The organism is Bacillus sp. EB01 (assembly GCF_000613125.1).
Lineage (GTDB): Bacteria > Bacillota > Bacilli > Bacillales > Cytobacillaceae > Bacillus_D.
Window position 1 is genome coordinate 2,347,110 of record NZ_HG964497.1, and the last position, 13,321, is coordinate 2,360,430.

General features: G+C 32.6%; 9 protein-coding genes. 5 read left to right on the forward strand and 4 right to left on the reverse strand.

Annotated elements, in window-relative coordinates:
* Window positions 1-2 precede the first annotated feature (2 nt).
* Both dptG and dptH read left to right on the forward strand, forming a co-directional pair.
* Complete coding sequence (gene dptG / locus TY16_RS10665) at window positions 3-1,427, forward strand: DNA phosphorothioation-dependent restriction protein DptG (protein WP_043931894.1); 1,425 nt, start codon at window positions 3-5, stop codon at window positions 1,425-1,427.
* On the forward strand, window positions 1,408-6,624 hold the full coding sequence (gene dptH / locus TY16_RS10670) for a DNA phosphorothioation-dependent restriction protein DptH (RefSeq protein ID WP_043931895.1): 5,217 nt from the start codon (window positions 1,408-1,410) through the stop codon (window positions 6,622-6,624). Before dptG ends, dptH begins: the two co-directional genes overlap by 20 nt.
* Window positions 6,625-6,667: 43 nt before the next feature.
* Here the strand turns inward: dptH and TY16_RS10675 are convergent, their stop codons facing one another.
* Genes TY16_RS10675 through TY16_RS10685 form a run of 3 tightly spaced genes read right to left on the reverse strand, consistent with a single transcriptional unit; the run spans window position 6,668 to window position 9,252 of the window.
* Window positions 6,668-7,033 carry a hypothetical protein gene (locus TY16_RS10675; protein WP_043931896.1) on the reverse strand — a complete coding sequence of 122 codons (366 nt, stop codon included), beginning with the start codon at window positions 7,031-7,033 and terminating at the stop codon, window positions 6,668-6,670.
* 4 nt (window positions 7,034-7,037) lie between these two features.
* Window positions 7,038-9,053 carry a DNA sulfur modification protein DndD gene (gene dndD, locus TY16_RS10680; RefSeq protein WP_043931898.1) on the reverse strand — a complete coding sequence of 672 codons (2,016 nt, stop codon included), beginning with the start codon at window positions 9,051-9,053 and terminating at the stop codon, window positions 7,038-7,040.
* 4 nt (window positions 9,054-9,057) lie between these two features.
* A complete protein-coding gene (locus TY16_RS10685; protein ID WP_043931899.1) occupies window positions 9,058-9,252 on the reverse strand; it encodes a DNA modification system-associated small protein in 195 nt (64 codons plus the stop codon).
* 121 nt (window positions 9,253-9,373) lie between these two features.
* On the opposite strand from TY16_RS10685, the gene TY16_RS10690 reads away from it, so the two are divergent.
* Both TY16_RS10690 and TY16_RS25670 read left to right on the forward strand, forming a co-directional pair.
* Window positions 9,374-10,360, forward strand: coding sequence for an HNH endonuclease (locus TY16_RS10690; RefSeq protein ID WP_043931900.1), 987 nt, complete (start codon window positions 9,374-9,376; stop codon window positions 10,358-10,360).
* A 49-nt stretch (window positions 10,361-10,409) separates the two neighbouring features.
* Complete coding sequence (locus TY16_RS25670; protein ID WP_442853252.1) at window positions 10,410-10,688, forward strand: nucleoside triphosphate pyrophosphohydrolase; 279 nt, start codon at window positions 10,410-10,412, stop codon at window positions 10,686-10,688.
* 44 nt (window positions 10,689-10,732) lie between these two features.
* Here TY16_RS25670 and TY16_RS10695 read toward each other — a convergent pair whose 3' ends face one another.
* On the reverse strand, window positions 10,733-11,095 hold the full coding sequence (locus TY16_RS10695) for a hypothetical protein (protein WP_043931901.1): 363 nt from the start codon (window positions 11,093-11,095) through the stop codon (window positions 10,733-10,735).
* A gap of 191 nt (window positions 11,096-11,286) precedes the next feature.
* On the opposite strand from TY16_RS10695, the gene TY16_RS10700 reads away from it, so the two are divergent.
* Window positions 11,287-13,203 carry a 3'-5' exonuclease gene (locus tag TY16_RS10700; RefSeq protein WP_043931902.1) on the forward strand — a complete coding sequence of 639 codons (1,917 nt, stop codon included), beginning with the start codon at window positions 11,287-11,289 and terminating at the stop codon, window positions 13,201-13,203.
* Window positions 13,204-13,321: the final 118 nt, after the last annotated feature.

Genomic DNA, 13,321 nt, shown 5'->3' on the forward strand with positions numbered 1-13,321 from the left:
ACATGGTAGAAACTTTAGATACATCATATTTAATTAATCTTTTAAAAGACAAGAATAAACATGATACGGGAAGGGCTATTGATGTATTACCATTCTTATCGAAAAGGACAAAAGCAATAAGAGACCAATTCAATAAAGTCCTAGGTGAGTATATTAGAAATATAAGCCGGATTAAATATGATGAAAAGAAAATAGTTAAGAAGGATTTTTATATAACAGATGGTGAAAATGATTTAAGTGAATTTATTGCCGAAAGTGTGGATTTTAATGAAGATGAACAAGCAACGGCTGATTTTGTCCGTTTTTTAGATCAATATTTATTTAACCAAGACGAGCTTAATCCAATTCACCCGTTTCTATTTAATTATATGAAATTAGATAAGAAATTAAAAAATGAATTTGGAAAGTATGCACAATTTATGAGCGAAGCATTAGTTAAAGATAATGTAGATATTAAAAATATTTTTAATAATAAGGATACTGATGATATACTTACCGAACTCATCTTAGAAAAAATGAGTGTACTTGAAAAAACAGGGGAAGTAAACAATCAACAACAATACCAGCCTTTATTAAAAGGATTTGTTGACCTATACCAGGATGACCTGCTTTTCATAAGTAAATATAAGGACTATTTTTTGTCTGCATTCCCTTTACTAACACATTATTACGTATTTATGTATTCGATTCAGATATTACTTAAATTTGAGCAATTTACCGATACGGATATAGATTCTGTCCAACCACTTTATTTTGCTTTAGAGTGGGAATCATTAACAAAAAGAAGGAAAGCAGCGGGGGATTTAGAAGGATATAAATATATAAAAGAACATTCTATTAACCTATTTCCACATATTCACACGATATCTCATTTAAGCCATAACACACTAAATAAACCAATAAATAGTGATACCAACAAAATCTCATTTATGCCTTATAGCATTCTTGTACGAGAAATTCAAAATGAGGGCTCTCATTTTGAAGAGGAATTCCTTAAAGAACTTAAAGTTTGGATTAGGGAATATCAATTTTGGGCATTTGATAGAATTAAAATTGAAGATAGCTCAACAAATCTTCAAGATGCCTTTAAAATCTTATTTAATTGCTTACGAGAAGGAATGAGTACTGCCGTTTGTGAGAAATATGGGAAAAATATAGACGACCTAGGAGCAAACCAATTTATTAAAAATCGAGGAAGCTTAGGTCCTGTTCTAAATGTAAAACATGACTTTCTGCTCTTAATGACAGCCGTATCTGTGAAAGATAAAAGAATTCCCCTAAATGAACTTTTTAATGAATTAGAAAAGAGGGGTATTAAGTTTGATCGTCATTCAAAAAAAGAAATTATAGCTTTGTTAGATAACTTAAATATTCTAGACAAAAAAAGTGACAGTGGTGATGCTCAGTATGTCAAACCAGTTTTATAATTATATTTCATCCTTATTAGTGGATCACTTTAAAAATAATGGATTAAAAGCGGGAGAGCGTTTTTATTTACAGTTAGATAAAGAAGAGGATACGGTTCTTCTTGTAGAGGCTCTTAGAAGGATTCAAGGATGCCAGGAATTTAAATATCAGCATGAATTAGGTGAAGAGTATAGAACCTTTTCCTTACCTTATGGTTCAATCAATTTAGTAATTGCCCATACTTCAGGTAATGTTAAACCTGATTTTCTAGTAACATTAAGAAACCTAGTTGGGGAACAAAAGCATGTATGGAATAATACTGCATTATTAAGTATAGTGTCTGATCAATTAGATTCCATACAAGGTGGTAGTAGTGATTTACAAAAGGAAGGTATGCCATTACATCCTTCCTCATTGTTTAAAGATCTTAAGAAAGAAATTGAAAATAGTGTATTAAGTAAAGTAGATCAAATTATTTTGTTAGATAATCTTGATAACTTAATGAAAGAACAAACTTTTCAACAAATTTCATTTTTTGAATTTGAGGATATTTTTTCGACTCTACAAAAAGGATCCATTGATGACAATGAATATTATAAGTTTGGTCTGTTTAAAGATCCTGATTTGGATAAATTTAAGGGTAAGGACCAAAAGGAAAGAATTAGGGAAAACAGGGATTTATTTGATTTTGTAAGAAAGGTTCATGATTTTGGTTTAGGACAGGAAGAGCTAGAAAAAAAATTTAAACCTGATGGCGCTAAGGAACTTATTAGTGAGGATTGGAAAGATCAAATTTTTCCTAAAGTATTTAATTCAATAGTTGTCCCCACAAAGAAATCTGTGGAAATTAACACTTTATCAATAGATGGAAAATTAAAGTTTTGGGATAAACCACAAAGTGAATCTGCTGCTGGGAAACGGAAACGAAATATTATAATTTTCAATCCTGATCAAAAAGATGAAATTGAAATTTCTGCTAGCTTTAATCTTAGCAAAGATATAAAAAGCCTTAACTCTGAATATTCGAAGGTGCCAAAGGAATTTGAAAAGAATTTGATAGTTCAAGTTAAGCAAAAAAATATATCAATGAAGATTTCGACTAATCCAGACAAAGCCACTTTTGCCAAGTATGTCTATAAGCATGAAAAGAAGGCATCCCTTGGTATAGAAATGTCTATTGCAGTTTTGCCAATTGAACCTCTATTTTTAGATACTTATAAATCACAATACTTAGTTGATTCTGAGAGAGGGTTTATAGAATTAAGAAATATCGATGAAGCCCTAACCTTTGGATACGGAATTGACAGCAAAAAAGTTGAAATATCTGAAGGGTTACCAATAATTAGATTAGGTGATGATGAGCAACTTTCTATTATTCCTTTGCCGGAAGCTTTTAACGACGACGAAGAATTAGCTATTAAAATTCAATTTGATAAAGTTATTATTCCAATCCTTCTTATTAATGAACTTCCTGATTCTATGCCAATCAATGGACAAAGAATATGGAAACTTATTAGAGAAACTGGTAAAGACATTCAATGGTTAAAAGAAACTAATCGGCTGATTCTCGAAAATAGAGAATTTTACCTTCACCCAGAGTATAAAGAGTTTTTTGAGTGGGAGAATTTTTGGATAGAAGATGGCCTAAAATTCGCAGTAAATGAATCTGATAAGCTTATTCCTCAGGATATTAAATTAAGTGATGAACTAAGAGAAGCCTACAGCCGGTTCATCACATATTTTAAAATTAACAATTCGATTCCGAGCTTATGTACGGTTACTGATGATTTAAAAGTAAGATCTTTAGCTTATATTAATGAATATATAAAGGAAGTTGAAACCTTTAAAGATGGACATCCTGCTGGAACCAAGGGAGTGGACCTGTTTAAATTAGGAATGATTCATTGTAATGGAATCCTATACTTTACTCCGTTTCATCCTTTAATGGTTGCTTTTAAGTTAAAGGTATATGAGTTATTAGATTCAGAGGAAATTGATAATAGTATACTGAATAGGCTAAGTCCTGATGCTTTAATTCCTTTCCTTTATAAAGAAGCTACATTATATAAACCAGATCATCAACAAGCTGCATTCGAATGGTTAACATTTAAACCTGTAAATAAAGTATCTGTATCTGATGCTAATTTATATTTAGCCAAGGTAGTAAATGATAAGCTTACTCAGTTCAAGGAACATTTCTCATATTTATTTATACAAAAGTCACAAGCTCCCCTAAGGGTTAATATTATTAACATTTCTAATGATAAAGAAGTAATTCGAGGGATTTTCCAATGGATGTTAAAAGAAATAGATAAACATGGCATTGAAAATTTAAAGCCAGTAGAAATTACTCTTTATAATGATGGTGAAGACACAGAAAGTTCTTTTGATATATATTCTAGGACAGATTCGTTAGCTGATTTTGAAGAAACATTTAATGTAAAACTTAAGGCTAAAGATATTGACCCCGAAGACATATTAAGAACTATAAGAGAAAAGCTGTTTTTTTACAAACAAAACTCTGACTCTACTTTTAGGTATTCACATATTTCATTTTATAAAATGCATGCCCAAGAACATCACGCTGTACAACCAATGAATGAAATGACTACTGGCATTTCATTAGAAGGAATATATTCAAGCGTACCTTCAATGAAGGATGAAGAGAACTATAAAACTGGTTTTGGTACGAGAGCTTATAGTTTAAATGATAAAAATTATTTAACTAATACAGCATATTTTGTTAATGAATTGGCTGCAAACCTCCGGAATGGTGGCCATGATAGTTATCGATCTGGCGAAGCTATTTTATCCAGGACAACAACTGCAGACGAAGCTACTTTAGAAAAGGTGTTTAGCTCCTCTTACTGGGTAACATTTGTTGATCCAACAGTTGATCTTGAGTTCTTTAATAAGTATGATGGAAATTTAGTAGTCATACATTACAGTGATCAATATTCATCTTCAAGCCGGTATGATGCAATAACAGTTACAAATAAATCAAATCAATATTATGCGGTTATTAAAGAATTTCTTAAACAAAAAGGTGTAGAAGGAACTGACTATAATGTTCTTGAAACCATTCGTGCATTTAATACATTTAATGGAGAATGGTTACTTAGAATTATCGGAAGCAAGGGGCACTTTGACCGAGAGAAATTAAGTATTATTTCTGCGATTAAGTATGCCGTATCCTACTTTGATCATTCCAACATCACATGGGTACCAATATCTCTAGAGGAAATATTAAGGGTTGCAGGTGCAGTAAGTTTAAATAAAACGGATGGCCTCTTCACTGCCAAAAATTTAGGAGTAAAAGGGAGCCATAGTGATGATTTACTATTAATTGGAATAGAGAACAACCAAGAGAATATATCGCTTCATTTCTATCCAGTTGAAGTTAAAATAGGTTTAAATCGTGGAGAAGTACTTGATAAAGCCAGAAAACAAGTTGAAAAAACAAAAGAATTATTTATTAATTCTTTAACTGAGGAAGAAGGCCGAAATTTTACGGCTAGATTCTATCGGAATTTCTTTGTCCAATTATTAATATCTAACGCGGCCAAACTAGAACAGAATGGTTTTTGGACCGAAAAAAATTATCTTCTCTCAGACCAAACCATTGAAAAGCTTTTAAAAGATGAGTTTACAATTTCAAATAGACTAAATGATTATATTGGCCTGGGTGCTATTCTTTCATTCCAGAAAAATGCTTTACATCGAAGTGCTCATTTAGATGACAATGTTCTATTGTTAAATTTAACCGAAATGGACGGTTATGAAGGACTTGTTAAACCAATTGGAGAAATGAGAGATTGGATTCAAGAAAAACCAAATGACTTTATAAAGGAAGACATGCTGTCTTATCGGTATAAAATTAAAGGTGAAATTAATTATCTCTCAAAATCATCTGCCAATAAAGCTATTAATGGGAATAGCAACTCACTTTCAGATGAACCTGAAAAGCTAGATAAACCTAGTTTGGATGAAGATAACGAGGAACAAAAAGGCGGCACCAATGGAAAAACTAATACTATTAACCAAGAAGAGGAAAAGGTTGCTATTCCCCCAGTAAAGAGTGAGACGAAAAAGTTAGATGACAACATTAGAATTAAGATTGGTAAAGCTGATAACTCTAATAGGGAAATTTACTGGGAATATGGAAACAAAGGTCTTGCAAATAGACACTTGTTAATCTCCGGAAAGTCAGGTCAAGGGAAAACTTACTTTATGCAATGCTTACTTTTAGAAAAGTCTAAGTTAGGTATATCAAGCATCGTAATTGATTACACAGAAGGTTTTCTGCCGAATCAACTTGAACCTGAGTTTGTAAAGTTTTTAGGGGATAAACTTAAGCAAAAGATTGTTTATAGTGAACAATTACCAATTAATCCTTTCCAAAAGAATGCAAGGGATATAGGTGGAATTCAACTAGATGAATCCAATACAGATATTGCAGAACGAGTTAAAAGTGTTTTTGCAGCAGTATATAAATCTTTAGGAATTCAGCAGCAAAATTCTATTTATGAGGCCATTCTAAATGGATTAGATCGATACGGTCAAAATATGAACCTTTTGAAGCTTAAAGAAATGCTTGAAGAAGATGGCTCTTCATATGCAAAAACAGCATTATCTCAAATTAGGCCTCTTATTGATCGTAATCCTTTCACTTCTGATAACTTATTTAACTGGAAAGACATTATTGAGAGTAAAGGTGACGTCTATGTAATCCAGTTAACTGGATTCCCAAGAGATGTTCAGTTAGTTATTACTGAATTTATTTTATGGGAGCTTTGGAATTACTCAGTAAGAAATGGTAATAAGAATAATCCAATGCCAGTTATTATGGATGAGGCTCAAAACTTAGACCATACCGAGAAATCACCATCGGCAAGAATATTAACTGAAGGTAGAAAATTTGGGTGGTCCGCTTGGTATGCAACACAGTTCCTTAAGTCCCAATTGTCTGCCGATGAGCTTGCAAGGCTGCAAAACTCTTCTCAGAAGGTATACTTTTCACCACCTGAACAGGAAGTATCCAATATTGCAGCTAGCTTGACAAAAGATAATTCTGAGAAGAAGTACTGGGAAAATGTACTTTCAACATTAAAGAAGGGGCAATGTATTGTCCATGGGCCAGTATTAAAAGATAATGGTGAATTATCTAACCCGACAGTCAGTATTGTAAATATTACTCCTTTGTCTGAAAGAATTTAATTAGTCAATAGAAAACCCCCATTTATTTTAATGGGGGTTTTCATTATAGAACACTAAGTCTAAAATCTTCCAAAGAACTTTTATTATGAAGGTCTGATTTGAGTTTTCTTAGTCCCTTTTCTATAAACAAAATCATATGTTTATGAAGTTCATCCTCAGTTAAGGGTTTTTTCACTTCACTTATTATTAAGTGTTTAAAAAGAAGGTATTCCTTGTCTTTTATAATACCATCAGGAATAGTCCACTTGTTTCCACCTGGAAAATCTTCGTTAACCTGCCCCGTAGAAATAGAAATCCCTTTAGCTAGACCAATTCTCACAGCCATAGGTCTATCAATTTCAAGTGCGTCAGTCAACAAGTCTAAAATTTCTTTCCCTTGTTCTGATAAGGACATTCTTCTATTTGCCATTTGATCACCTTCTTACGAAATCAAAATATCCATCACGTATAACTGTGTACTTCTTTGCCTCATCATAATCCAGCATGTATTGTTTATAAGAATTTGCTTCCATTAACTTAATATAATCAGATGTTATCTCTGTATCAGTTGAGAGGATAATAACCTGTTCACTTAGCTCTTTATAATAGTGATTGATTAAATGGTTCCTATGGTAACTATCAAGCCTTCCGAGTGGAGTATCAATTACCATTGGTAAAGATAAATCGGAGGCTTTAGTTAAAGCCCAAATTAATGCAGAAGAAATCATTTGCATTTCACCCGCTGAACGATCCTGGATACTAATCTCTTGCATTCGGTCATTGTATAGACGAATGGAGTAAGTATTAATATCAAATTCTATTTTCCCAAATTCGTCTTGCTTTCTAAACAAGCGTACTAGCATAGATGAAAACTCTTCCCTAATAAAAGTTGCTTTTAGTGTAGTAACTTCTGAAACATATTGTTCCATTGCATTTATTGATTTCTCTACGTCTTTATATTGTTTTTGAAGTTCTTCTAAGTTTTCGTCTTGACCACTTACCCTACTAAGTTTATTGAGAATATTAGTTTTCTGTTCATTGGCTTCGTTTAACTTTACATTAACAGATCTTAGACGTAGGTTATATTCTCCTACTTTCTTTACAAGCAAGTCAATTTTTTGATTTTCTTCCTCAATATTTACTGATTCTGGAGCATTCCTAATTTCAATTTCTATCGCATTTAAATCTTGATTCATCTTTTCTATATTATTTATCTTTTTTGTTACTTCCTGTTTGTCTCTTATAGGAAGGTTTATTAGGTAAGCATAATCACTATTTGAAATGTCGTGAATCTCTTCGAAATTTTCAGGCACGGTATAACGAATGTGGTTTTCCTTAATCCAGACATTCTCCCCAATTTTCTTGATCTGTTCTAGTTGTTCATTGGAAAGGGGGGGAGTAATGCTTTTGCTTAGCAATTGATCCATAAAGTTATGGTAAGGAGTTAAAGATGCTTTTTGTAAAATCTTCTTATGGCTAATCTCGTTCTCAGCTTTTAATTCTCTCTTTAATTTGGATACTTTGTCCCGGAGAATAATATTAACCATGTTCTGCTTGAGAAGGTCATTCAAATCTTTTTTCGAAAGGTCTAGTTCAGTTTGAAGACGGGATTGTCTTTTAATTATGACTTCTCTTGATTTAGAGTTTTGTAATACTTTGTCATTTCTTATCTGTTTCGTTTGATTAATTAAAGTTTCGTACTTTCTTATTTCATTTAATATTTGCTGTTTCTTCGATTCCAAGGGAGTTATTTTTTCATTAATTTGATCCAATTCAGATTGAAGTTTACTTTTATTAGAATGACTCACTGACCTTGCTAGTTTACCTTCAATATTGCTTTTCAAAGCCCTAAGATCAGAAAGTAACTGCTTGTAAGCTCCAATTCCTGTAATCTTTTGAATGGATTCCTTCATTTCATTACTATTCTGACGCAGAATAATATCTTTAATTTCCTCGCCATCAAAAATAAAGAATGGAGCTGCATGATAAGGTATGATTCTATCAATATACTTATTGAACACTTCAATATTATCAATTCTAGCCTTTTTTGATGTCTTTCCTCCAACTTTCTTTACCTCAAGATCACGTTTCTCATGAGTCATTCTCTTATTCTGATCGAAGTACCATTTAATTTTAAATGTCCATTCCTCATTATAATCGGTTTCAATAGTTAGGGAAACGGAACATTCCCGTCCTCCTTCACTAAAGAAAGTATTATTAATAATGTTTGAAAATAACCTCTTATATTCCGCATCCGAAATCCCTCTTTTTCCAAAAAGGACATATAGGATAGCTTTAAGAATAGTTGTTTTCCCGGCTCCATTTAACCCGCCAAGAAGTATAATGTTTTTTCCACTTTCATCTCTAACATCCTTTGGAATATAAAGGTCTATTGCCTGAAAACCATAATATGTTTTGTAATTATCGAAAACTAACTTTTTTAATAACATGACATCACCTTATTGTATGATCTTTCATATTAATTTTTATTAAATCATTATACTCCGATGTTCTAGTACTTTGACTAACATTCTCATAAGAAAAATCCTTAGCTGATTTTATTAATTGTTTAGCCAGTTTTAAGGGTATACCATTCCTATGACAAATCTTAGCTAGCAGTTCCAATTCTCTTTTTTCAATCTCTTTCAAACTAATTTCCCCCATAGTAAAAATAGACTAGTATACTGAAATTTTAACACATTTAGACAGGGAAAAACGACAATGTTATAATACTTATATTCCCATTATGATTTTAAAGGTGGTTTTCAAGTTGAGTTGGGATCTGCAGGTAGGGGAAATAACAGAAAAATACTTAACTGACGAAGATATTTGGATATCGTTAAATAACTTTTACTTTAAATCTTCGGTAAACATGTCATATAAATATGGCTTTCTCAAATCCATACTTGAAAACTTATATAACTTAAATGAAGAATTGGAATTAAACTATGATAAACTATTTTATTCTTTCACAAAAATTTATTGGAATTTAGTTATTCATCATAATTTATGGCAATCCAGCAGTATAAGTCAACCATCGAAAATACAAAGGATTCTTCAAGATTATGCAGTGAAATATTCAATTCCAAGTGATTTGACCTTTGATAAACTTCAAGATTCTTTACAACTAGATATCATTAAAGAAGTAAAGAAAAACGGAAAAAGATATGTAATTGGAGCTTTTTATTCCGATATAAATGGATATTTTTATGAATTTGATTTAAAGGAGGAGCATCTAAGATTTAATCCACCAGTTTTTAAGTTTTTACAAAAATATCAACGACTAATTACTTATATGACTAACTACCATCTTGCAATATTTCTTGAGAAACATAATCTGGTTCCCCATATAAATTATTTACTTACTAAAGTTGAAAATATATCAAAAAGAAATTCTTTATATGAATATCTGGATTTTTTAATAAGACATGATAATAATATTTGTTTTTATTGTAATAGAGTATTAAGTAAAGAAAGCAGAAAAACTCATGTAGATCATTTTATCCCCTGGAGTTATATACAGAGTGATAATTTATGGAATTTAGTACTATCATGCTCGACCTGTAATAGTAGGAAAAGTGACAAGCTTGCGGATCACTATTACTTGGAGGGTATTATTATTAGAAATGAACAACTTGTAAAAGAAGAGCTAAACGAGACAGTAAACTATTTTGAAAATTATAGGAAGGAAAAGTTAATTCAGCTTTACGATTATTCAAAGCATAACGGAATCTCGGAAATATGGGTTCCTAATTAGGGGAGAAATATGATACAACAAATTAATTCGGGATAACATTCCTGAAATTATTAAAAAAGAAGGAAAGACGTTTTCATATAAACAATTAGGTAATGCTGAATTTATAATTGAACTTCAGAAAAAAGCGAAAGAAGAATGGAATGAGTATTTACACTCATGTAATGATAATGAGGCAGTTGAAGAATTAGCAGATTTACTAGAAGTGGTTTATTGCCTAGCTGCTACTCATGGAATTAGTGAAGAGGATTTAGATGAAACGAGAAGAAGGAAAGCTGAAATTAGAGGATCTTTTAATAATAAAATTTTCTTAATTGATGTAGAAGAGTAAACTTAACTTTAAAAGCCCCTATTCTTTACGAATGGGGCTATATCTTATTTTATCCTCTTAATTACTCCCTTTTTCGAAAGGTTGACAAGTATCCCTTTGTTCTTAAATCTGTTATATGCAATCAACTTATTCAAGTCCTTTAAGGTTAGATTAGCTGGATCTGTAGCTAGAATGTATTCGTTTTTCACTTTGTCCAGAAGTGATAAAGCAAACTCGATTTGTTTGTCAGTTAACGAGTAATCTTCATCTTTTGTATTAGTAGCTGGTGCAGACCTTTCCATAGTTGCTGAATGTTCTTTTATTTTTGCTTCGACAATTGCTTCAATTTCATTTGTACTAATTGTTTTTTCTTTAACCTGCTGTTGTATGGTCGGAGATAAAAGTTTATTAATCAATCCTTTAAGCATACTTTCACATCACTTTCCAATTTATAAAACTTCCTTTACCTCTATTCTAAAATTTCCCCAAGAAATTACAATGAATTTTTCCAAAAATAGCTCTAAAAACCTCATTATAGCATTAATTCTGTAAATATTTAGGTGGATTCTATTAAGATTGTAGTATAATGTAGAAAAATACATATTTTGGAGCGAATACTATGGCGATTACGGTTCCAGAAACGATCCGGAGCAGTGCGACCGCAGGGGAGCGGCTCGTGTTCCGTACGTTGAAAACATACTTGCCTGACGATTATATTGTTTATTTTGAACCAGAGATACATGGACGAAGGCCGGATTTTGTGATAATCGGGCCGGATTTGGGTTTGCTTGTTTTGGAAGTTAAGGATTATACAAAGAATACTTTATATCAGCTTAATCATGAAGAATGGCATATCCTGACTTCTTCAGGTGATCAGGCTGTTATTAAGAGCCCTTTAAAACAGGCGCGGGATAATGTATTTAAAGTAGTTGATGTATTAAAAAAAGATAAAAATCTAATTCAAACAGAAGGGAAGCATCAATTCAATTTGAAGTTTCCATATGGGTATGGAGTTGTATTTACAAGACTTTATGCGAAGGATTTTGTTCAGGAAGGGCTTTACAGTGTTATTGATCCACAGCTATGTTTGAACCGTGATGAGATTGATCCAGATAGAGAGAGTTTTTCTGAAGATGTTTTGATGGAAAAAATCCTGAATATGTTTGTGGTTCCTTATCGGTTAAGAGAGCCTTTGTCTTTTGAAGATATTAATGCAATTCGCTATCATCTTTTCCCAGAAGTGAGGATTAGTGCGGAGTTTAAGCCGCCAGTTCCATACCAGGATCAGCTGCTTTTGTCCCTGCATGATATAACGACGATGGATCTTCATCAGGAAAACCTGGCAAAGCAGCTTGGCGATAAAAACAGATTGATTCGCGGGGTGGCTGGAAGCGGAAAGACAATAATCCTTGCAAGCCGTGCAAAAATGCTTTCTAAACAAAATCCGGATTGGAAGGTATTAATTCTCTGTTATAACATATCCCTTGCCAACTCCATTCAGCAGATGATCAATCATATGCTCAATGAACCAGAGGATTTATTTGATTTTAATTTTGCCGATGGAGATGGAGTTAATCCCGTGAATAATCGGAATATTATTGTTCGGAATTTCCATGCTTGGCTTAAGAAGGATTTAAAGATAAAGGAACAACAAATTCCGTTAATTGTCGAGAAGATAAAAAGAAAGGAAACAATTCTTCCATACTATGACGCTATCCTCATAGATGAGGGCCAGGATTTCGAAGCCGAATGGCTGAACCTGGTGAGCTCCCTTCTTAATGAGAATACACAATCCTTGTTACTAGTTGAGGATCGTGCCCAGGACATCTATAAACGTAAACGGTCATATCTTCAGGATACTGGTCTCAGCTTTCAAGGCAGGTCAAAAATTCTCTCGATTAATTATCGGAACACGGCGCAAATTGTGAAGTTTGCCTGGGATTTTTATCGAAAGCATTCCATGCTCAAGAATAAAGTGGTTAACCGTGAATTGGAAGGCGAGATCATCGCCCCGCAAAGCACAAAGCGGAAAGGGCCAGACCCAGGAATCATCCGTGCTGCTAATTTTTTCGAGGAAATGAAGAAGGTTGCGCGGCAAATTAAAAAACTTCATGAAGAGCGGAAAGTTCCTTATCAGGAAATGCTTGTCCTTTACCGTGTAAAACGAACATCAAAGTATCCCGTCATTGACATCATACAAAGATCATTGAAGGATGCCGGGCTGCCATACTATTGGATAACTGAAAACGAAAACTCTAAGCGTTCTTTTGAAAAAGAAGATGGAAAGATAAAGATCAGTACCATAGATAGTTCCAAAGGACTCGATTTCCGTGCTGTGTTTATTGTTAATACCGATTCCATGCCGTTTCCTTTAGAAGAAGACAAGGAAAGGGAAGTGTCGTTACTTTATATTGGCATGACCAGGGCGAAGGAATATTTGTGTCTTTCGTATTCAGGGCAGTCGGAGTTTACAAAGTACTTAGATCAATTAGTTTTAGAAAGAAGGAATGAAGTTAAAACACTGAATGTTAAATAAAGTGAAATCCACAAATCGTTAAACCTCTATTCTAATTGCTGAAATAGAGGTTTCTTTTCGTCATGTTAAATAAAGGAAAACAAAATAAATATCTTAATTTTTTACAAATACTTGATAT